The sequence below is a fragment of the Stenotrophomonas sp. 1278 genome, from assembly GCF_029892765.1.
Lineage (GTDB): Bacteria > Pseudomonadota > Gammaproteobacteria > Xanthomonadales > Xanthomonadaceae > Stenotrophomonas > Stenotrophomonas indicatrix.
On record NZ_JARXWD010000005.1, the window covers coordinates 177,471 to 198,286 of the forward strand.

Consider the following 20,816-nt stretch of genomic DNA (forward strand, 5'->3'; position numbering starts at 1 on the left):
AACCTCTGCAGTTGCCGGCCAGCGGCCGGCACTACTGGCAGGGCTGCGTGCTGCACGCGGTATCATCATCGCGATTGCCCCGCTCTTCCGGAGATGCCGATGACCCCGCTGCGCCCCTTCCGCGACAAGATGCCGGTGCTCGGCCAGCGCGTGTATGTCGATCCGGCCTGCACGATCATCGGTGATGTCGAACTGGCCGATGACGTATCGATCTGGCCGGGCACGGTCATCCGTGGCGACGTCAATTTCGTGCGCATCGGTGCACGCACCAACGTGCAGGACGGCACCATCATCCACGTCAGCCACCACAGCCCGTACAACAAGGCCGGCTACCCGACCCTGATCGGCGAAGGCGTCACCGTCGGCCATGGCTGCATCATCCACGCCTGCAGCATCGGCGATTACAGCCTTATCGGCATGGGCGCGTGCATCCTCGACGGTGCCCGGGTCGAGCGCCATGGCTTCGTCGGTGCCGGTGCGGTGGTCGGCCCCGGCAAGGTGGTGGGCGAGGGCGAGCTGTGGGTGGGCAACCCTGCCCGTCCGGCGCGCACGCTCAGCGACAAGGAGATCGAGTCGCTGCACTATTCGGCCGACCACTACGTGCGGCTGAAGGACGAATACCTGGGCTGAGGCCGCCTCGCCGATGGCCGGGCTCTGCTAAAGTCTGGGCCCGACCAGGAACCGTCGAGACCCCCATGCCCGTGGCTGCACGCCGGAGAGGACTCCAGCGCCCACTTCGGCGGCCATCGCGCTGATGGCCGCGCCGATGCTCGATACCTACCGCGAGGTGGTAACGCCGGAAGGCGTGCCGCTGCAGTTGCCTGCGGCGGGCCCGATGCCGCGTGCGCTGGCCTGGCTGATCGACCTGGCCGTCCGCTTCGGCGCGCTCACCGCGCTGTCCATTCCGCTGGCCCTGCTCGATGAGTTCGGCCGCGGCCTGTACATGGCGCTGATGTTCCTGCTGATGTGGGCCTACCCCATCGTCTGCGAAGCGCTGTGGGGCCGTACCCTCGGCAAGCGCGTGCTGGGCCTGCGGGTGCTCGCGCAGGATGGCGCGCCGGTGGGCTGGATGGCCTCGATCACCCGCAACCTGCTGCGCACCGTGGACATGCTGCCTTTCGGCTACGCACTGGGCCTGATCAGCAGCCTGTTCGATCCGCATGGCCGCCGCCTGGGCGATCTGGTTGCCGGCACGATGGTGGTACATGCACCGCCGCATTACCTGCCGCCGCCGGCCACCATCGACAGCGCGCTGGCGCCGCCGCAACCGCTGCGGCCGGAGGAACAGGCGGCGGTGATGGCCTTCGCCGAGCGCGCGCCACGCCTGTCACCCGCACGCCAGCAGGAACTGGCCGGCATCGCCGAGCCGTTGACCAGCGCGTCCGGCCAGGTCGGCGTGCTGCGCCTGTATGCAATGGCCAACTGGTTGCTGGGACGACGATGAAGCAGGAGCAGTTCGTCGCCCGCCATCAACAGGAATGGCATGACCTGGAGCAGTGGCTGCAGCATCGCGCCGGTGCCTCGCGTCGGCGCCGGCGCAGGCCGGGTGCGGAAGAAGCCGGCGACGTCAGCTTCCCGCAGCGTTACCGACGGTTGTGCCAGCAGCTGGCGCTGGCCCGCGAACGCGGCTACAGCCCGCAGCTGGTGCAACGCCTGCAGCAGTTGATGCAGCACGGCCATGGCGTGCTGTACCGCACGCCGCCGACCCGCTGGCGGCGCGCGCTGGAATTCCTGGTTGCTGATTTCCCGCTGCTGGTGCGCAGCCAGGCGCGCAGCATGTGGGCGGCACTGGCGATGTTCGCAGTGCCGGCGCTGGCCTGCTTCGTGCTGGTGCAGGTGTACCCGGACAGCATCCACCTGCTGATGGACAACGGCCAGATCGCCGAGATGGAGCGCATGTACGATCCATCGGCCGAGCGCCTGGGCCGCGACAGCGGCACCGACTGGATGATGTTCGGCTACTACATCATGAACAACATCAGCATCGCCCTGCGCACCTTCGCCAGCGGCCTGTTGGCGGGGTTGGGCACGCTGCTGGTGCTGCTGTTCAACGGCATCACCATCGGCGCGGTCGCCGGCCACCTGCAGCACATCGGCCATGGAGGCCCGTTCTGGCGCTTTGTGGCCGGCCACGGTGCGTTCGAACTGACCGCGATCGTGATTGCCGGCGGCGCCGGCCTGCAGCTGGGCATGAAACTGCTGGCTCCCGGGCGGCGGCGCCGAGTGGATGCGTTGGTCGAAGGCGGGCGCATCGGCGCGCGGCTGTGCCTGGGCGTGGCCTTCATGCTGCTGCTGGCCGCGTTCGTGGAAGCGTTCTGGTCCTCCATCGCCGACATTCCGGCTGCAGTGAAGTTCAGCGTGGCCGGGGTGCTGTGGGCCGGCGTGCTGCTGTGGCTGTGGCGCGGTGGACGCGGAGGTGGCCATGCGGATTGACCATCTGGACGTGGTGCTGCGCGCGCGCAGCAGCTGGGAAGCGATGGAGCTGGGCAGCGCGCTGGCCCGCCGCCACGCCCGCGGTGTGTGGGGCAGCTGGCTGCTGGCCAGTGCACCGTTGTTCGTGCTGTTCAATGCACTGGCCTGGTGGCTGGATGCCTTCGGCTGGGCGTGGCTGGCGATGTGGTGGTGCAAACCGTTGTTCGAACGCGCACCGCTGTACGTGCTCTCGCGCGGCATCTTCGGCGAACGGGTCGGCCCGCGCGATGCGCTGCGCGCACAGCGGCAGTGGGGCGGCAGCGGCTTCTGGGGCTATCTGGGCTGGCGCCGTTTCAGCGGCCTGCGCAGCCTGTGCCTGCCGGTCAATCTGCTGGAGGGCAATGCGCCCGCCCAGCGTGGCCCACGCCGGCGTGCAGTCGCTGCCGGCGCTGCGGGCCCTGCGCTGGTCTTGGCGGTTATCTGCCTGGCATTCGAGCTGGTGCTGGTGGTGGGCGCGATCGCCACTATCTTCATCTTCATCCCGCTGGAACTGCTGCCCGAATCCTGGCGCGCAGCGTGGGCGATGGTCAGCGTGGAGGCGCCTGCGTGGGCCAAGCTTGGCCTCAACCTGTTGTGCTGGCTGGCGGCGGCGCTGATCGGGCCGTTCTACGTGGGTGCCGGCTTCGGCCTGTACTTGAACCGACGCACGCAGATGGAAGCCTGGGACGTGGAGATCGCCCTGCGCCGCCTGCGCGAACGCCTGCTGCCGGTCGCCTCTTCGTTGCTGCTGCTGTTGTGCCTGGCGCTGCCGTTGGCGCCCGTGCACGCACAGGTCGCCGACACGCCGGACGCCGCGCAGACCACCACGGCCAGCGCCGATGAAGACGCAGAAGCGGAAGACGCTGAAGAAGCGGCCACTGCGGAAAACGATCCGGCCAATACACCGGCGCTGATCTTCGGCGACACGCCGGTGGATACCGCTGGCTTCCGCCAGGCCGTGAACCGCGCCTACGAAGATCCGTTGCAGCGGCCGACGCGGCAGGTCAGCCGATGGAAGCCGATCGAAGACGCCGCCGAGAAGCAGAAAGACAAGAAAGAGCTGCAGAAGGACAGCAGCAGCAACGCGGACCGTACGTCGCGCAAGAGCGGCCAGTTGTGGCTGGCTCGGCTCGCCGAATGGGGCCTGTGGGGGCTGCTGGGGGTCCTGCTGCTGGTGCTGCTGTTGACCGCGCGGCTGTGGCTGCCGTGGTTGCGCGGTTCCGGCCGCCGCAAGGAAAAGCAGGCACCGCAGATCACCGAAGAGCAGGTGGAAATGCCGGTGGTGCTGCCGCCGGATGTGGCGACCCAGGCCGGGCTGCTGTGGGACCAGGGACGGCCGCGGCAGGCACTGGCGCTGCTGTATCGCGCCAGCGTGCGCACGCTGGTGGAGCGCACCGGCATCGCGTTGCCGCCCGGTGCCACTGAAGCACAATGCCTGCGTGCCTCGCGGCGCATGTCCGACAGCACCGACCGTGAACTGTTCGCGCTCATCGTGCGCATGTGGCAGTACGCCGCCTACGGCGGGCGCCTGCCTAGCCGCAGCGATTTCGACGCGTTGGCCAGCACGCTGCGCCAGCAGTACGGGTGGCAGGCATGAGCCCGCGCCTGTTCTGGTCGTTGCTGCTCGGCGCGCTGGTCCTGCTCGGGGTGCCGCTGACCATCCTGTTCCTGCGCACGCACGAAAAGGTGACCGAGACCATCGTGCTGCCGCCGCAGGGCGAAGCCAGCTACAACCCGCTGTATGTGCTGGGCCAGGCGCTGCGCGCCGACGGCATCGAGGTGCAGTCCCGGCAGCGGCTGGACCTGGCACAGATGCCACTGGCGGCCACCGATACGGTGGTATTGCTGCAGGACACCGCCGACATGCCGCCGCGCACCGCACAGGCCCTGCTGGGCTGGGTCGGCACGGGTGGCCATCTGCTGCTGCGCACGCAGCCACCGGCCGAGGACGATGCCAGCAGCACGCAGGGCCCCCTGCTGGACAGGATCGGCGTGGACAGCCTGTTCCATGGCAGCGACTGCCAACCCTTCCACGTAGTCGATGATCCCAGCCACGTCGAGTTCTGCGGCGGCCGGCGCTTCAGCCTGGGCTTCCAGGCCAACGCCACGGCCGAGCGCCGCTGGGGTGGCCAGGAAGGACTGGTGTTCGCGCGCCTGCCGCACGGCAAGGGCCGCATCGACGTGCTGGCGGACATGGACGTCATGCGCGGTGAAGGCCCGTCCGCATCAACACGCCGCCGCGCGGTCGACGCCGATGCCGTTGCCCGCGATGGCCTGCATGACCTCTCCCACCGCGACCTGACACGCTACCTGCTCGATCCCAACTATGGGCGCGGCACGATGTGGCTGGTGTACGGCAGCCGCCCGCCCTCGCTGGGCGCGCGCATCTTCTACCAGGGCTGGCCGCTGTGGGTGCCGCTGCTGCTGGCGATCCTCGGCTGGCTGTGGTCACGCGCGCAACGCTTCGGCAGTGCCCTGCCCGCGCCGGTGGTCGAACGCCGTTCGTTGCTGGAGCACGTCCGCGCCAGTGGCGAACTGCTGCTGCGCTTCGGCCATGGCACGCGCCTGTACCTGGCCGTGCAGGCGCTGTTCCTGCACCGCCTGCGCCTGCGCGCGCCCGTCGCTGCGGCACTCGACGGTGCTGCGCGTGACCAGGCCATCGCCGCAGTGCTGCAATGGCCCGTCAGTCGAGTCGCCAGTGCACTCACTCCGCCTTCGCCGCATGATTCCTCCGCCCTGCGCGAGCGCATCCGCTTGCTGCTCCAGATGAGATCCCTGCTATGACCGATGCCCCTGAACTTCCGGCGGCCGCCACCGCCCGCCTGATCGAACGCGTCGACGCCATCCGCCAGGCCGTCGGCCATGCCTTCATCGGCCAGGCCGATGTGCTCGACCAGATCCTGGTCGCCCTGCTGGCCGGTGGCCACGTGCTGATCGAAGGCGTGCCCGGCCTCGGCAAGACCCTGCTGGTGCGCGCGCTGGCGCAGGCACTGGAACTGGACTATGGCCGCGTGCAGTTCACCCCCGACCTGATGCCCAGCGACGTCAGCGGCCATGCGGTGTACGACCCGAAGAGCGAGAGCTTCAAGATCCGTCGCGGCCCGGTGTTCACCAACCTGCTGCTGGCCGACGAGATCAACCGGGCCCCGGCCAAGACCCAGTCCGCGCTGCTGGAGGTGATGCAGGAAGGCCAGGTCACCATCGAAGGCAAGGCCTTCACCCTGGCACCGCCGTTCATGGCGCTGGCCACGCAGAACCCGCTGGAACAGGAAGGCACCTATCCGCTGCCGGAAGCGCAGCTGGACCGTTTCCTGCTGAAGGTGCTGATCGACTATCCGCAGCTGGAGGACGAGAAGCGCATGGTCGCGGCGATCACCAGCGGCCGTGCCGCCAGTGATTTCGACCTGAGCCAGGTTCCGCGCGTGCTCGGTGCCGGCGAACTGCTGGCGTTGCAGCAGGCCACCGCGGCAATCACCGTGGATGACGAAGTGATCGACTACGCGGTGCGCATCGTCGCCGCCACCCGGCAGTGGCCGGGCATCGCCGTCGGCGCCGGCCCGCGCGGCAGCATCGCCCTGGTGCGTGCCTCGCGCGCGCAGGCGGTGCTGGCCGGTCGTGACTTCGTCACCCCCGATGATGTGCGCGACATCGCCCGCCCTGCCCTGCGCCACCGCATTGCATTGGCACCGGAGCTGCAGATCGAAGGCCAGGGTGCCGACGACGTGCTGGGTGCGCTGCTGGCCAAGGTGGAAGCGCCGCGCCGATGAGGCCTGCGCCGCTGCTGCTGGCGTTGTTGTTGGCCTGGGCTGCGCTGGGCGGCGTGGTGCTGGCCGGGCTGCTGCCACGCTGGAGCTGGGCGCTGGCCGGCGCACTGGTTGCGGTGGTGGCACTGGTTGATCTGTGGCGGCAGCGGCGACGACCATCGCCCAGCGTCGAGCGCGACGTGCCCGAGGCCCTGGCACTGGGCGTGCGCCGCGAGATCGGCCTGCGCCTGCAGTCCGGGCAGGCCATGCAGGTACAGGTATTCGATCTGGTGCCAGGCGGTTGGCCACTGGAATCACTGCCGCAACGCGTGCAGTTGCGGGCGGGCCATGCCAGTTCGCTGCATTACCACGTGCAGCCGCAGCAGCGCGGTCGCTTTGCCTTCGAAGGCGTGCAGCTGCGCATCCGCTCGCCATGGCGGTTGTGGTGGCAGCAACGCACGCTGCCACCGGCGCTGGAGGTGCGGGTCTATCCCAACTTCGTGCCACTCACCCGATTTGCGCTGTTCAGTGCCGACCAGGCCTCGCGACTGGTCGGTGCACATGTGAAGCGCCGCCGTGGCGAAGGCACCGACTTCCACCAGATGCGCGAGTACCGCATCGGCGACAGCCTGCGCCAGCTCGACTGGAAGGCCACCGCCCGCGCCCGCAAGCTGATCTCGCGCGAGTACCAGGACGAGAAGAACCAGCAGCTGCTGCTGATGCTCGACAGCGGCCGGCGCATGCTGGCCAGCGAAGGTGGGCTCTCGCATTTCGACCATGCGTTGAACGCCTCGCTGGTGGTGGCCTACCTGGCATTGCGCCAGGGCGATGCTGCCGGCCTGTTCGCGGTAGGCGGCGAGCGTCGCTGGGTGGCGCCGCAGCGCGGCATGGACACGGTGCAACATCTGTTGCGCGCCAGCTATGACCTGCAGCCGCAGGCCGTGGCCACCGATTACCTGGCTGCCGCCACCGAGGTCTCACTGCGCCAGCCCCGGCGCGCGCTGGTGATGCTGGTCAGCAACGTGCGCGACGAGGACATCGAAGACCTGCTTGCGGCGGTGCGCCTGCTGCAGCGCCGTCATCTGGTGTGCGTAGCCAGCCTGCGCGAGCGCGAGCTGGATGCTGCGCTGGAAGGCGAGGTGCACACGGTGGAAGATGCCGCGCAGGCCGGTGCCGCCGCGCTGTACCTGCAACAGCGTGCGCAGGCGCATGACGCGCTGCGTGCCGAACGGGTGATGGTGCTGGACGTCACGGCCGATGCCCTGCCCGCCGCGCTGGTGGAGCGCTATCTGGCGGTGAAGCGCGAAGGGCTGCTGTAACCGGTAATGCCGGCCGCTGGCCGGCGGATCACCACAACCGCCGGGCATGGCCCGGCGCTACCGACGCTCGGCCTTGGTAGATGCCAACCTTGGTTGGCACACCATCAACGACGCCGACCAAGGTCGGCCTCTACCCACAGCGGTTGCCGGCCAGCGGCCGGCACTACCCCTGCAGCAAGCGCTTCTGCAACCGCTCCACCGCGCGCTGCAGCAGCACGCGATGCCGTGCCAATTTCATCCACTGCGGCAGCCGCGAGAACATCGAGCGATGATGCCCTTTGGTTTCACGCAGTGTCGCGACAGCGTACTCATGAAGCGCCTGCAGATGCTCGGCGTTGTAGGCCCAAAGCAGACCTGCGCGGGTCGGCTCCACCAGATGCAGCGGAAGGCCGAAATGTGGATCGGCCGGCTCGGCATCGCGCAGCGGGGTGGCCGACACGTCGACATCGCTGCTGCGCCCACATTGCCCACATCGCGCGGGAAAGGTGGCCGGCGAACGAACGCCCGACGCGATCCGGCGATGCACGTACAGCCATTGGTGCCCGCAGTACCCGCACGGCCGGCGTCCCTGCATGCACACCGCGCCCACCCAGTCGCCACTGTCCAGCGCAACGCTGCAGCCGGTGCAGCGGAAGCGCACCGTCCAACGGTAGGGCTGCCAGCTCGCCAGCACCCAGCCCGGCGTATCGCAGCGGTGGCAGCGCACCGCGATGCGGTCGGCGAACGCATTCAGGCCGCGACCATCGTCGAAATGACGGCCCGGCACGGGTGCAGGACGCCCGCGCCGACCGGGCGGGCGCCGCACCGCCATCAGACGTAGATCCGCGTCGGCGCTTCGTCGATGATCGCGTGCGGCACGAAGCGCGCGCTGTCGCGGGTGATCGCGCTGTCGTCCTCGCGGATGCCGATGCCGCAGGCGTGGTCGCCGATCACCCAGCTGCCGATCAGCGGGTAACCGCCTTCGAAGCGGGTGAGCGGATGCGCGCGCTGGAGAATCGCCGGACCGTCGTAGGGGCCATCACTACGCTGCGTGCTGCCGTCGGCCAGGTGCATCTCGATGTTGGCACCTTCGCGCGAGAACAGCGGTTTGCGCACCCAGCCCGATGCCAGCGCGCTGCCGTCATCGAAGTGTGCTTCCAGCAGGTTCGGGTGACCGACGTTGCGCTGCCACAGCAACGGCAGAATGCCCTTGTTGCTCAACACCGCCTTCCATGCCGGTTCCAGCAGCTGCACGCCCGACCCCGGCAGCGCACGACCGAATTCCTCGGCCATCAGGTCTTCCAGCGGGTACAGCTTGAACAGCGTGCCGATCACCGTATCGTCCAGCGCGGTGAAGCGCCCGTCTTCGGACAGGCCGATGTCCTCGATGGCGATCGCCTGCCCGTGCAGGCCCGTCTGCGAAGCGCAGTCGCGCAGATACTCGACCGTACCGCGGTCTTCGTCCGAGCTGCCCACCGCACTGAAATACAGCGGCGGCGGCAGCTGCGTGGCCAGTTCGCCGAAGCGTTCGACCAGGGCTTCATGGATCGCGTTGAACTGGTCGGCGTGCTGCGGCAGGCGGCCGGCGTTGCGCTGGTCCTCCAGCCACTGCCACTGGAAGAAGCTGGCTTCAAACAGCGAGGTCGGCGTGTCGTAGTTCAGTTCGTACAGCTTGGCCGGGCCGGTGCCGTCGTAGGCCAGGTCCAGGCGCCCGTACAGGTGCGGCCGGCGCTGGCGCCAGCTGTCGGCGATCCAGTCGCGGTAATGCGCGGGGATCGCCAGCTGGTCCATCAGGCGCTCGCTGGCGATGACATCGCCGACCAGGTCCATCGCCATCTGGTGCAGTTCGGCGCTGGGGTCTTCGATGTCCTGCTCGATCTGGCGCAGGGTGAACGCGTAATACGCGCTTTCATCCCAGTACGGCTGGCCGTCGATGGTATGGAAGCGGAAACCGGCTTCCTCCGCGCGCGCCCGCCACTGGGCGCGCTCGGCAATACGGATACGTTGCATGGGTCGATCAGCCGCCGACGCTGCTGCCGCTGCCGCGCGCACTGGTGCTGCCAAAGCCGCTGCGGCTGGCGGTCACCGCACGGTTCGGTTCGCTGCTGACCGGGGCCAGCCCGGCCTTGCCCGCGCCGATGCCGCTGGCGGTGTTCAGGCCGCCGCTGCCACCCGGGGCAGGACGCGCCCAACCGGCGCTCTTGTCCTGGTAGGCCGGCGCCGAAGCCGGCGCCTGCGGGGCCAGGCCACCGCGGTTGCTCAGCATCTGCGACATGAAGAAGCCCATCATCATCGGACCGATGAACGAGGTGCCGGCCGAGGTGTGCTGCTGCACGCACTGCTCAGGCTTGTAATCCTGTTCGCAGGCTTCCTTGGTCGCGTACTTCGGCGCTGCGTCGGCAGACTTCTTCTGCGCCTCGGCAAACGCATTGCGGCACGCCGAAGGATCAGCGGTAGCCGCGGTGCAGGCCTCCACCGAGGTATACAGGCCTTCCTGCACCTGCACCTGCTCTTCCTTCTGGCAGGCAGTGAACAGCAGCGGCGCAGCGCTCATCAGCAGCAGCGCGGTGGTGCGGGAACGTTTCATGGCCTCATGCCTTCAAGTCGGAACAATGCCCCATCATGCCAAATCCGGGCCAACAACCGGAATCGGCAAAGTAGGAAAGATGAACGGAATTTCATTTTCGTTGTCATCTCCCTCGATCCATCCACGCATGGCGTGGATCTACTGGCCCACGGCCACCTGTCGGAGGCGGGGTGGGTGCGGTGGCGTCCCCTGCCGCCGGACCCACCCCGCCATCCCAAGGAATGCAGGCTTTTGACGTTGATGTTGATTCGGCAGGTGCAGGGCGCAGCCCTGCCGGACCGCCTCCGGTGGTTGCAGCAGCAACCGAAAAAATTGGCCATGATCAACCGACCCCCACGTCGTACGGCCCGCCCGTTCCGCCAGCCATGCCCGAATACCGCTCCCGCACCTCCACCGCCGGCCGCAACATGGCCGGTGCCCGCGCCCTGTGGCGTGCCACCGGCATGAAGGATGGCGACTTCCACAAGCCGATCATCGCCATCGCCAACTCCTTCACCCAGTTCGTGCCCGGCCACGTGCACCTGAAGGACCTTGGCCAGCTGGTCGCGCGCGAGATCGAACAGGTCGGCGGCGTCGCCAAGGAATTCAACACCATCGCCGTGGACGACGGCATCGCCATGGGCCACGACGGCATGCTGTACTCGCTGCCCAGCCGCGAGATCATCGCCGACGCCGTCGAATACATGGTCAACGCCCACTGCGCCGATGCGCTGGTGTGCATCAGCAACTGCGACAAGATCACCCCCGGCATGCTGATGGCGGCGCTGCGCCTGGACATCCCGGTGGTGTTCGTCTCCGGCGGACCGATGGAAGCCGGCAAGACCAAGCTGTCCGAGCACAAGCTGGACCTGGTCGACGCGATGGTCGTCGCTGCCGATGACAGCGCTTCGGACGAGAAGGTCGCCGACTACGAGCGCAGCGCCTGCCCCACCTGTGGCTCGTGCTCGGGCATGTTCACCGCCAACTCGATGAACTGCCTGACCGAAGCACTGGGCCTGTCGCTGCCGGGCAACGGCACCACCCTGGCCACGCATGCCGACCGCGAAGCGTTGTTCCGTCGCGCCGGCCGCCTGATCGTCGAACTCTGCCACCGCTGGTATGGCGGCGAAGACCCGCGTGCGCTGCCGCGCGGCATCGCCACCCAGGCCGCGTTCGCCAACGCCATGACCCTGGACATCGCCATGGGCGGCTCGACCAATACCATCCTGCACCTGCTGGCCGCCGCGCAGGAAGGCGAGGTCGACTTCGACCTGACCCACATCGATGCACTGTCGCGGCGCGTGCCGCAGCTGTGCAAGGTGGCACCGAACACGCCGAAGTACCACATCGAGGACGTGCACCGCGCCGGTGGTGTGTTCGGCATCCTCGGTGAACTGGATCGCGCCGGCCTGCTGGATACCTCGGTGCCGACCGTGCACAGCGCCACGCTCGGTGAAGCACTGGATCGCTGGGACGTGATGCGCAGCGACAACGACACCCTGCACACCTTCTTCAAGGCGGGTCCCGCCGGCATTCCCACCCAGGAGGCCTTCAGCCAGGCCACGCGCTGGCCGTCGCTGGACCAGGATCGCGCCGAAGGCTGCATCCGTGCGCTGGAACATGCCTATTCGCAGGAAGGCGGGCTGGCCGTGCTGCGCGGCAACCTCGCCGTCGACGGCTGCGTGGTGAAGACGGCAGGCGTGGACGAATCGATCCACGTGTTCGAAGGCAATGCGCGCGTGTTCGAAAGCCAGGACGCCGCCGTGGCCGGCATTCTTGCCGATGAAGTGAAGCCCGGCGACGTGGTGGTGATCCGCTACGAAGGCCCGAAGGGCGGCCCGGGCATGCAGGAGATGCTGTACCCGACCAGCTACCTGAAGTCGAAAGGCCTGGGCAAGCAGTGCGCACTACTGACCGACGGCCGATTCTCCGGTGGCACCTCGGGCCTGTCGATCGGCCACGTTTCGCCGGAAGCGGCCAGCGGCGGTGTGATCGGACTGGTGGAGGATGGTGACCGCATCCGCATCGACATCCCGGCGCGGCGCATCGACCTGCTGGTGGAGGAGGCGACGCTGGTCCAGCGCCGCGCCGACGCCGATGCACGGGGCTGGAAGCCGCGCGCACCGCGCCCACGCAAGGTCACCAGCGCGCTGAAGGCCTATGCCCTGCTGGCCACCAGCGCCGACAAGGGCGCCGTGCGCAACACCGCCCTGCTGGGCGACTGAAGACCGGTAGTGCCGGCCGCTGGCCGGCAGCCTCCCTCGTAGTCCGCTAAGGTATCCCAACATCACCGACACGGAGGTTGTGATGACGTCACTTTTCCTCGCACTGGCCGTGGCCATGGGCGCGAGCGCCGAACCGCCGCAGGCCCCTGACTGCAGCTACGACCGCGCGGCGATGCTGGCGATGGAACCGGGCATGTTCGACCAGGACATGGACGGGGGCTGGCGCCCGCTGGCCGATCGCGGCTGCACCCAGGAAGCCGCGGACCTGCTGGCCGCGTATGCGGCATTGCCCAAGGCGACGGGCAACACCACCCTCGTCTGGCACGAAGGGCAGCTGCGCGCGGAGCTTGGGCAAACCGCGCAGGCGATTGCGCTGATGCAGCGCACCTACAAGCCGAAGGACACCGACCCCGGCTACTGGAACGCCTACGTGGACGGCACGATCGCGTTCCTGCGGCGTGATCGCAGCGGACTGGAAAAGGCACGTGCCGCGCTGGTCGCGATACCGACGCCACCCACGATGGCGGAGAACATCAAGAACGGTCGTTTCCACTTCACTACCAAAGGCGGGCAGCAGGTGGATGCCCCTTGGCCGCCGAATCTCGATGTGCTCGATGCCTTCCTGCGCTGCTTCGACCGCGATTACCACAATGCGATGGGCAACCCGGCCTGTCGGAAGCCGGAAAGCGGTTGAGGCTCTCCGCCGGGCATGGCCCGACGCTACCAGTGCGGGCTCAGCCGATGGTGCGCTTGAACGGCGGCAGCGCGTCGATGATGCGCTTGCCGTAACGGCGGGTCAGCAGGCGCGAGTCGAGGATGATCACCCGCCCGGTGTCGGTGGAGGTGCGGATCAGGCGGCCGGCGAACTGGGTCAGCGTGCGCAGCGCATGCGGGATCGCGATCAGGTTGAACGCATTGAGCCCACGCGCTTCCACCCATTCGCTCAGGGTGGCGGTCTGCGGATCGGTCGGCACCGCGAACGGCACCTGGGTGATCACCACCGTGGTGCAGGCCTCACCGGGAAGATCCAGGCCTTCGCCGAACGAGTTCAGCCCGAACAGCACCGAACCCTCGCCGGCGGCGACACGGCGCAGGTGTTCGTCGATCATGCGCGTCTTCGACATCTCGCCCTGCACCAGCACCTGCTTGCGCTTGGCGGCCGGCATCAGGCCCGCCACCTTCTCCATCTTCCAGCGCGAGGTGAACAGCACCATCGAGCCCTTCGTCCAGTCCAGTTCCTTGCCGATGTACCGTGCCACTTCGCGCGGATGGCCTTCGCGGTCATCGGGCGTGACCGGAAACGGCGGCACGATCAGCTCGGCCTGGTTGGGCAGGTCGAACGGCGAGGACAGCGAGACCATCTCGGCGGTTTCGGGGATGCCGTTGTCGATCGCCAGCGCCTGGAAGTCGCCGCCACCGGTCAGCGTCGCCGAGGTCATCACCACCGAATCCACTTCATCCCACAACAGCTTGCGCAGCACGTGCGCGGCCGACACCGGCGAGCCATGCAGCACCAGGTCGCCATCGCGGGTGGCGGTCACCCAGCGCGCCATCGGGGGCGCGCCTTCCTTGTCTTCGCGGCGCCAGACCTGCCACAGGTTGTACTGCTGCTCGATCATCTCCAGGGCCATGCCGAGGTTGCGCTGCAGGCGCTCGCGCGCCGGATCGTCCGGCTTGCCCTTGGCGACCTGCGCGGTGGCCGCGTGCGCCCAGTTGTAGAGGCTGCGGGTATCGTCGGCCAGCGCCTCGATCGGCTCGCGCCAGGCCTCGGGCAGGCGTCCGTTGGCCGCGCGCCACATCGGCTCCTCGTCGGCCGGCGCCGGCATCCATACCGCCTCGACGTGGTCGCGGAACGCACGCAGGCCCTTGGCCACGTTGCTGGCCGCGTCGATGGCTTCGTTCGGCAGAAGGTTGCCGAGGCGATCCTTGTCGACCGCGCGGTAGGCACCGGCGATCAGGATCTGCAGGCGGCCGGTGCGCTTGGCCATTTCATCCAATGCCAGGCTGGCCGCGCCCTGGTCGATGGCCACGTTGCCCACGTGGTGGCCTTCGTCGAGTACCAGCAGCATGTCCGACGGCGCGGCGATCATCGGCTGGCCGTTGTCGCTGTCACCAATGGACAGCGCCGACAGCAGCAACGCGTGGTTGGTGACCACGATCTGCGCATCGCGCACGGTGTTACGCGAGCGCAGTACCGCGCACTGCGCCGAGTACGCGCAGCGTCGCCCCGCGCAGCCTGAGGCCGGCGTGGTGATGCGGCTACGCAGACCGGGGCTGATGGTTTCCGGTGCGTTGTCGATGTCGCCGTCCCAGCTGCCGCTGGTGAAGGCCACGGTGAGGCGCTTGGCGATGTCCATCTCGATCGGCGCCAGCGGGCGGTCGAACAGCGGCTGCTCGTCCTCGAACATGCCGTTCTGCGCGCCCTCGCCGTGCGCCTCGGCGGCGTTGCGCGTGCACAGGTAGCGGGTGCGGCCCTTGGCCAGGGCAACGGTCGCCTCCAGGCCGGTGGCCTTGAGGAAGTTCGGAATATCGCGCTCGACCAGCTGCGACTGCAGCGCCACGGTACCGGTGCTGATCACCAGCTTCTTCTTGCTGGCCAGGGCAATCGGCACCCCGGCGGTCAGGTAGCCCAGGCTCTTGCCAACGCCGGTCGGCGCCTCGACCACGCCCACGCCACCGCTGGTGGACAGCGCACGCGACACCACGCCGATCATCTGGCTCTGCGAGCGGCGGGTGGAGAAGCCGGGGGTATTGGCCTGCAGCGTCGTGTACGCCTTGCGGATCGCGTCCTTCAAGGTGTCATCGAGCTTGCGTGGAGCGGCGACGGTTTCGGTCACGCCAGAACTACCGTAGCGGGGTCAGGCCGGCCATTGTCGCATGGCCGGCCACGGGCTCCGAGGCGCGGGCGCTGAACAGGGTCAGCCGCGTCGCACGATGGCTGGATGCACGCCCCGCAACGCTACCGACGCGGCCAAGGCCGCCATCGGAGTCAGGGTGTAGCGGCGCGCAGCCGCAGCAACCGTACCAGCGCCCAGACCAGCAGGACCGTGCCGACGGCATCCAGCATCGCCAGGCCGAAGTGCACCACGCCCAGCACGGTACTCAGCTGCGAGATCGCGCCGAAGTCACCGTTGCTGACCATCCACATCGGCACCAAGTTGGCCAGCAGGCTGCCCATGCTGGACGCCAGCAACAGCAGCAGGCCGGTCAGCGCGCCGGTACGTGCCGGATCGCGCGGCGCGCCCATCACCCAGACCAGGCCAACGCACAGGGCAATCAGCACCGGCAGGCGCACGCCGACCATGGTCAGCAGGGAGACCATCAGAGCCTGGGTATCCATCGATCAGTCCTGCCCGGCGAAGGCGCCGGCACCGGCGCGCAGCTGCTGGTAGACCTCGTCGGTCTGCGGGCGTACGGCATGCCACTGCAGGAAGCTCTCCGCCGCCTGCTCGACCAGCATGCCCAGGCCATCGACCGTGTTGCGGCACTGCGCGGCGCGCGCCCAGGCCAGGAAGGCGATGGCGGCCTCGCCGTAGTTCAGGTCGACGGCCGTGGTCATCGAATTGACCAGCGACAGCGGCAGCTTGAACTCGGCGTCGCGATCGCGGCCGGCCGAGGTGGCGTTGAGGATCAGTTCGAAATCACCGAGGTCGCGCAGATCGTCCCAGTAGCGGCTGAGCGCGCGGCCCGGCTCGCCCATGGCATCGATCAGTTCATCGGCACGTTCCGGCGTGCGGTTGACCACCACCAGTTCGGTGATGCCGGCATCCAGCAGCGCCGGAGCGACGCTGCGCGCCGAACCACCGGCGCCCAGCAGCAGCACGCGGCGGCCGCGCAGGTCCAGGCTGTGGCGGTCGGTGAGGTCACGCACCAGGCCAATGCCATCGGTGGTGTCACCGTGCCAGCGGTCGCCCTTGCGCAGCAGGGTATTGACCGAGCCGGCGCGGCGCGCGCGTGCGGTCAGCGTAGTGCACACCGAGAACGCCGCTTCCTTGTGCGGTGAAGTGACGTTGGCACCGACACCGCCTTCGGAGGCGAACGCCTCCAGCCCGGCCAGGAATGCGTCCGGGGCGAGATCGATGCTGCGGTAGTCGAGGGAGATGCCTTCCTGGCGACCGAACGCCGCATGGATCTGCGGCGACTTCGAGTGGGCGACGGGGTGTCCGAAGACGGCGTAACGATCGGTCATGGAATCCTCAAGCTGGCTAGACTGGTGCTCTTTCGTGCATGGACCTGGATGATGCGTATCGCCCCGACCCTGCTGGTGCTCGCCGCCAGTCTACTCTCTGCCCCGGTGGCGATGGCGTTGAACGAGTACGGCATCGAAGGCATGGGCGTGGTCTCCACCCGTGCCGATGAAGGCCGGGCCACGATCAGCGCCGATGGCCAGCGCATCGTCTTCGCCCGCCGTGGCGAGGCCGGCTGGGGGCTGTGGCAGGCGAGCGTGGTCGACGGCCGCTGGCAGCAGGCGCAGGCGTTGCCGCTGGCGGTGTCCGGCGAGGTGCGCGATCCGTATTTCAGCCGCGATGGCCGCTGGCTGCTGTTCGCCGCAGGCCGCGAGGGCCGGTCGGGGCTGTACCGGGCGGCGATCGCCGCCGATGGCAGCATGAGGGCGCCGCAAGCGCTGGCAGGCGATGGTGGCCGCCATGAAGAGCGCGGGCCGGCATTGAGCGCGGACGGGCGACAGCTGCTGTTTGCCCGCCAGCAGGGCCGTGGTGCCGGCTGGGACCTGTTCGTGGCCTCGTTGGACGCGCAGGGCGTGCGAGGCCCGGCGACGGCATTGCAGGCATTGAACAGCCCCGCCGATGAAACCGATGGCGACTGGCTGGGCAGCGCTGGCGCGGTGGCCTTCAGCCGGGGCAGCGGTGACACCGCGCAGGTCTGGACCAGCGGTTGTGCATGGACGGGCGCTGCGCTGCAGCCGATCGGACTGTCGTTCAACCAGGCCAGCGGCTGGACCGGCGCGCCGGTGGTCGACAACGCCAAGCCGGGCGAAATGATGGTGGCCAGCAGCGCGGCGAAGTCGCCCCGCGCCGGTGGCGTGGATGTATACCGGCTGGCCGTGCCGAAGGTGGCGGCAGTGCCCGGGTGCATGCAGTAGATCCACGCCATGCGTGGATGAGCGTTTGGTGGATACCGACCGCCCCCCCGCTCCGGTAGGTGCCGACCTTGGTCGGCACAGAAACAAAACCGCCAACCAAGGTTGGCGACTACCAGTAGATCCACGCCATGCGTGGATGGCCCGGGTCCCGGGCCACGGCGCTCAGCGCGACAGCACCTTCGCGCGCTGCTGTTCGTACTCCGCTTCGCTGAGCTGGCCGTTGTCCTTGCGCCGGTTCAGGGCGGCCAGTTCGGCCTGCACGCTTTCCGGCACGGCCTGCTCGCGGGCGACCCGGGCCGCAGCGGAGAGCTGCTCGGGCGGGCGCCGCGCGGCGCGCCAGGCAGCAACGAACACGCCGACGATGATGGCCCCGAACACCAGCGTACCGGTGCCCCAGATCAACCATTGCATCCAACCCATTTCAGGTCCCATCGCGTGTTCCTCCGTCCGTCGTGGGCGCTATTGTCAGCGCTCGCGCAGCCAGCGCGCCACCTGCGGCGCGAAATAGGTCAGCACGCCATCGGCGCCGGCACGCTTGAAGCCCAGCAGCGATTCCAGCACGCAGGCGCGTTCGTCCAGCCAGCCGTTGGCGAACGCCGCCTTCATCATCGCGTACTCGCCACTGACCTGGTAAGCAAAGGTCGGAACCCCGAAGGTTTCCTTCACCCGCCGCACCAGGTCCAGGTACGGCATGCCCGGCTTGACCATCACCATGTCCGCGCCCTCCTCCAGGTCCAGGGCGATCTCGCGCATCGCCTCGTCACCATTGGCCGGGTCCATCTGGTAGGTCTTCTTGTCGGCCTTGCCGAGGCTGGCCGCGCTGCCCACCGCATCGCGGAACGGACCGTAGAACGCCGACGCGTACTTGGCCGAGTAGGCCATGATGCGCACGTTGAGGTGGTGGTCGGCGTCCAGCGCACGACGGATCGCACCGATGCGGCCATCCATCATGTCCGACGGCGAAATGATGTCCGCGCCTGCCTCGGCATGCGACAGCGACTGCTTGACCAGCGCTTCGACGGTGATGTCGTTGAGCACGTAGCCCTTGTCATCGATGATGCCGTCCTGGCCGTGCGTGGTGTACGGATCCAGAGCCACGTCGGTCATCACCCCCAGCTCCGGGAAGCGCGACTTCAGCGCGCGGATCGCACGCTGCGCCAGGCCGTCCTCGGCCCACGCCGCCGAGGCGTCCAGCGACTTCTGCGAGGCATCCAGCACCGGGAACAGGTCGATCACCGGGATGCCCAGTTCCAGCGCTTCCTCGGCCACCTTCAGCAGCTCTTCGATCGACAGCCGCTCCACGCCCGGCATCGACGGCACCGCCACGCGACCGGCCGGTTCGTGCACGAACACCGGATAGATCAGGTCGTCGGTGGTCAGCGTGTTCTCGCGCATCAGGCGGCGCGAGAATTCGTCATGGCGCATGCGCCGTGGGCGGTAATGGGGATGAGGCATGGCAGGCTCCGGGGAGTGGCTATTGCAACAGGTAGCCCTGCGGCAGCAGGGGTGCGGGCAACGGGCGTTCGCCGAGGGCGTCGAGCTGGTCGATCTCGATGGTGCGCACCAGCGCGTCCAGCGGCAGGTCGTTCGGCTCCAGGCCGAACGGGTCTTCCATTTCTTCACCCAGCTGGTCCAGGCCGAAGAAGGCGTAGGCCAGCACCGCCGACAGCACCGGCGTGGCCCAGCCCAGCGAGCTGGCCAGGCCGAACGGCAGCAGCACGCAGAACATCCACGCGCAGCGGTGCAGCAGCAGGGTGTAGGCGAACGGCAGCGGGGTGGTCAGGATGCGTTCGCAGCCAGCCTGGATCGAGGACATCGCGTGCAGGCGCTCTTCCAGCTGGACGTAAAGAATGGAATCGAGCGTGCCGGCGCGACGGGCCTGGGCCAGTTCGGCGGCGATCATCGCCAGCAACGCATCGGGCACGTTCTCGCGCTGGGCGAGCTGCCCGCGCTGTTCCTCGTCCAGCCATGGCACCGCCGCCAGCGCGACGTCGCGGGCGCGCAGGCGCGCGGCCAGTGCATAGGCGAAGGCGGTGGTCAGGTAGCCGAGGCGCTGGCGGCGCGGTGCGTCGTCGGCCAGCAGCACCTGTACCTGCCGCGCCAGCGAGCGCGATTCGAACACCAGCTGGCCCCACAGCTTGCGGCCCTCCCACCAGCGGTCGTAGCAGGCGCTGTTGCGGAAGCTGAGGAAAATCGACAGGACCAGGCCGAGCAGGGTGAACGGGGTGACCGAGACACGCTCGATGCCGATCGGCGGCGCCAGTTCCACCACCGCGGCGACCGCGATGGACAGGATGAGGATGGCCAGCACCTTCGGCGCGATGGCCGGAACGATGGAGCCACGCAGGATGTACAGCAGTTGCCAGCCGTGGGGACGGGAACGAATGATCATGGGAGCAGCCGCGCAGGGCGCGGTTCGACAGGCACGCGGGGGGCTCGCGCAGCCGCCCATTCTACTCCCTGCCCGGCCGGCGGCCGTGTCCCTGCGACGCCCGGTCGCACCGGCCCGGCCGGCTCAGATCACGCCGCCGCCCAGCCCCAGGCGCAGGATGCCGACCACCACCACGATGCCGTTCAGGATCAGCCCGGTCCACGCCCGGCCGCGCTTGCTGGGGTGGGTGAACAGGATGCCGAGCGCGGCGATGATCGCGCCGACCGCGGCGAACGGGATCAGGAACCAGTTGCCCCAGCCCAGCAGCGGTATCAACGCCAGGATCATCCACAGCAGCGCCAGCACGCCCCACAACAGACTGATCACACCCATAGCGCCCTCCCGTGGTTGTTCATGCGCCAACCATAGCCGTTCCCGGCAGCGCCGCCTACCGCCGTTGCCGTCAGCCTCACCGGCCCCGTGCTAGCGTGCGGCCATGGGTCGAGCCCCGATGTTGGCGCCGATTCAGAGTGCCCGGCTGATGATCCGAACCAGTCCTACAGGGGTATACGCCATGAACATCCGTTGGGTCGCCTTGGCGGCCATGCTGCTGACCGTTGCCGGTTGCGCCAGCACCTCCAAGGTCATGCTGGGCCGCGCCCGCGCGCCGATCGATCCGTCCCAGGTGCAGATCTATTCGACGCCGCCCGCCGGTTCGCAGGAAATCGCCCAGCTGGAATCGTCTTCGGCGGTGGGCTTCGGCACGCAGGGCCAGACCGATGCCGCGGTGGCTCGCCTCAAGCGCGAAGCGGCTGCACTGGGTGCCAACGGCGTGATCCTGATGGGCGTGGGCAGCAGTGGCTCGCCGGTCGGCATGTCGGTCGGTGCCGGCAGTTACGGTTCGCACGTGGGCGGCGGCGTGGGCATCGGCATACCGACGACGCAGAAGCGCGCCGCCGGCGTGGCGATCTGGGTACCGGATCCGGCGCCGCCGGCACGCCTGCCGACGCAGACGATCACCCCGCAGCGCTGAGCGGCAGCGTCACCGCGGGTAGCGCCGG

21 protein-coding genes are annotated in these 20,816 nt (G+C 68.6%); 11 read left to right on the forward strand and 10 right to left on the reverse strand.

All coding sequences use genetic code 11. The features are described from left to right. The first annotated feature begins 99 nt into the window (after nucleotides 1-99). The 7 genes from M2299_RS07505 (at nucleotide 100) to M2299_RS07535 (ending at nucleotide 7,513) form a co-directional block, all read left to right on the forward strand. Nucleotides 100-630: a gamma carbonic anhydrase family protein gene (locus tag M2299_RS07505; RefSeq protein WP_059065523.1), complete on the forward strand. Its 531-nt coding sequence runs from the start codon at nucleotides 100-102 to the stop codon at nucleotides 628-630. 124 nt (nucleotides 631-754) lie between these two features. After that, complete coding sequence (locus M2299_RS07510; RefSeq protein WP_032976856.1) at nucleotides 755-1,444, forward strand: RDD family protein; 690 nt, start codon at nucleotides 755-757, stop codon at nucleotides 1,442-1,444. Then, a complete protein-coding gene (locus tag M2299_RS07515) occupies nucleotides 1,441-2,433 on the forward strand; it encodes a stage II sporulation protein M (protein WP_033832487.1) in 993 nt (330 codons plus the stop codon). The genes M2299_RS07510 and M2299_RS07515 overlap by 4 nt, the downstream gene beginning before the upstream one ends. After that, nucleotides 2,423-4,048: a DUF4129 domain-containing protein gene (locus tag M2299_RS07520; RefSeq protein WP_280884140.1), complete on the forward strand. Its 1,626-nt coding sequence runs from the start codon at nucleotides 2,423-2,425 to the stop codon at nucleotides 4,046-4,048. Before M2299_RS07515 ends, M2299_RS07520 begins: the two co-directional genes overlap by 11 nt. Then, nucleotides 4,045-5,235, forward strand: a complete 1,191-nt coding sequence (locus M2299_RS07525; RefSeq protein ID WP_280884141.1) for a DUF4350 domain-containing protein — start codon at nucleotides 4,045-4,047, stop codon at nucleotides 5,233-5,235. Before M2299_RS07520 ends, M2299_RS07525 begins: the two co-directional genes overlap by 4 nt. After that, complete coding sequence (locus tag M2299_RS07530; protein WP_025877520.1) at nucleotides 5,232-6,218, forward strand: MoxR family ATPase; 987 nt, start codon at nucleotides 5,232-5,234, stop codon at nucleotides 6,216-6,218. Before M2299_RS07525 ends, M2299_RS07530 begins: the two co-directional genes overlap by 4 nt. Further along, on the forward strand, nucleotides 6,215-7,513 hold the full coding sequence (locus tag M2299_RS07535; protein ID WP_025877522.1) for a DUF58 domain-containing protein: 1,299 nt from the start codon (nucleotides 6,215-6,217) through the stop codon (nucleotides 7,511-7,513). Before M2299_RS07530 ends, M2299_RS07535 begins: the two co-directional genes overlap by 4 nt. Nucleotides 7,514-7,676: 163 nt before the next feature. Here M2299_RS07535 and M2299_RS07540 read toward each other — a convergent pair whose 3' ends face one another. From M2299_RS07540 to M2299_RS07550, 3 genes are read right to left on the reverse strand one after another with little or no spacing between them, the layout of a single operon-like run. Then, entirely contained in the window at nucleotides 7,677-8,324 is a 648-nt protein-coding gene (locus M2299_RS07540; protein WP_059065526.1) for a hypothetical protein, read from the reverse strand. Further along, nucleotides 8,324-9,502 (reverse strand): glutathionylspermidine synthase family protein, encoded by a 1,179-nt coding sequence (locus M2299_RS07545; protein WP_280884142.1) that lies wholly within the window; start codon nucleotides 9,500-9,502, stop codon nucleotides 8,324-8,326. The genes M2299_RS07540 and M2299_RS07545 overlap by 1 nt, the downstream gene beginning before the upstream one ends. 7 nt (nucleotides 9,503-9,509) lie before the next feature. Next, nucleotides 9,510-10,079, reverse strand: coding sequence for a DUF1190 domain-containing protein (locus M2299_RS07550; protein WP_280884143.1), 570 nt, complete (start codon nucleotides 10,077-10,079; stop codon nucleotides 9,510-9,512). A 365-nt stretch (nucleotides 10,080-10,444) separates the two neighbouring features. Here M2299_RS07550 and ilvD point away from each other — a divergent pair, with 365 nt between their 5' ends. Together ilvD and M2299_RS07560 are read left to right on the forward strand one after the other, a co-directional pair. Further along, complete coding sequence (gene ilvD / locus M2299_RS07555; RefSeq protein WP_025877530.1) at nucleotides 10,445-12,283, forward strand: dihydroxy-acid dehydratase; 1,839 nt, start codon at nucleotides 10,445-10,447, stop codon at nucleotides 12,281-12,283. An 82-nt stretch (nucleotides 12,284-12,365) separates the two neighbouring features. Then, nucleotides 12,366-12,977 (forward strand): hypothetical protein, encoded by a 612-nt coding sequence (locus M2299_RS07560; RefSeq protein ID WP_099844085.1) that lies wholly within the window; start codon nucleotides 12,366-12,368, stop codon nucleotides 12,975-12,977. 40 nt (nucleotides 12,978-13,017) lie between these two features. Here the strand turns inward: M2299_RS07560 and dinG are convergent, their stop codons facing one another. The 3 genes from dinG to aroE all read right to left on the reverse strand — a co-directional run bounded on the left by dinG (nucleotide 13,018) and on the right by aroE (nucleotide 16,472). Beyond that, the gene (dinG, locus tag M2299_RS07565) at nucleotides 13,018-15,120 is read right to left on the reverse strand and encodes an ATP-dependent DNA helicase DinG (RefSeq protein WP_025877533.1); all 2,103 of its coding nucleotides are present in this window, start codon (nucleotides 15,118-15,120) and stop codon (nucleotides 13,018-13,020) included. Between the two features lie 152 nt (nucleotides 15,121-15,272). Then, nucleotides 15,273-15,623, reverse strand: coding sequence for a hypothetical protein (locus M2299_RS07570; protein ID WP_088101842.1), 351 nt, complete (start codon nucleotides 15,621-15,623; stop codon nucleotides 15,273-15,275). 3 nt (nucleotides 15,624-15,626) lie between these two features. After that, nucleotides 15,627-16,472: a shikimate dehydrogenase gene (gene aroE / locus M2299_RS07575; RefSeq protein ID WP_033832490.1), complete on the reverse strand. Its 846-nt coding sequence runs from the start codon at nucleotides 16,470-16,472 to the stop codon at nucleotides 15,627-15,629. A 48-nt stretch (nucleotides 16,473-16,520) separates the two neighbouring features. On the opposite strand from aroE, the gene M2299_RS07580 reads away from it, so the two are divergent. Then, on the forward strand, nucleotides 16,521-17,384 hold the full coding sequence (locus M2299_RS07580; protein WP_280884145.1) for a hypothetical protein: 864 nt from the start codon (nucleotides 16,521-16,523) through the stop codon (nucleotides 17,382-17,384). Nucleotides 17,385-17,546: 162 nt separating this feature from the next. Here the strand turns inward: M2299_RS07580 and M2299_RS07585 are convergent, their stop codons facing one another. The 4 genes from M2299_RS07585 to M2299_RS07600 form a co-directional block, all read right to left on the reverse strand. After that, the gene (locus tag M2299_RS07585; RefSeq protein WP_025877541.1) at nucleotides 17,547-17,816 is read right to left on the reverse strand and encodes an SHOCT domain-containing protein; all 270 of its coding nucleotides are present in this window, start codon (nucleotides 17,814-17,816) and stop codon (nucleotides 17,547-17,549) included. 33 nt (nucleotides 17,817-17,849) lie between these two features. Beyond that, nucleotides 17,850-18,839, reverse strand: coding sequence for a porphobilinogen synthase (gene hemB / locus M2299_RS07590; RefSeq protein WP_025877543.1), 990 nt, complete (start codon nucleotides 18,837-18,839; stop codon nucleotides 17,850-17,852). Between the two features lie 19 nt (nucleotides 18,840-18,858). After that, the gene (locus M2299_RS07595; RefSeq protein WP_218788169.1) at nucleotides 18,859-19,776 is read right to left on the reverse strand and encodes a bestrophin family ion channel; all 918 of its coding nucleotides are present in this window, start codon (nucleotides 19,774-19,776) and stop codon (nucleotides 18,859-18,861) included. 123 nt (nucleotides 19,777-19,899) lie between these two features. Beyond that, the gene (locus tag M2299_RS07600) at nucleotides 19,900-20,148 is read right to left on the reverse strand and encodes a hypothetical protein (RefSeq protein WP_032952021.1); all 249 of its coding nucleotides are present in this window, start codon (nucleotides 20,146-20,148) and stop codon (nucleotides 19,900-19,902) included. Nucleotides 20,149-20,329: 181 nt separating this feature from the next. Here M2299_RS07600 and M2299_RS07605 point away from each other — a divergent pair, with 181 nt between their 5' ends. Further along, nucleotides 20,330-20,788 (forward strand): hypothetical protein, encoded by a 459-nt coding sequence (locus tag M2299_RS07605; protein ID WP_025877548.1) that lies wholly within the window; start codon nucleotides 20,330-20,332, stop codon nucleotides 20,786-20,788. Nucleotides 20,789-20,816: the final 28 nt, after the last annotated feature.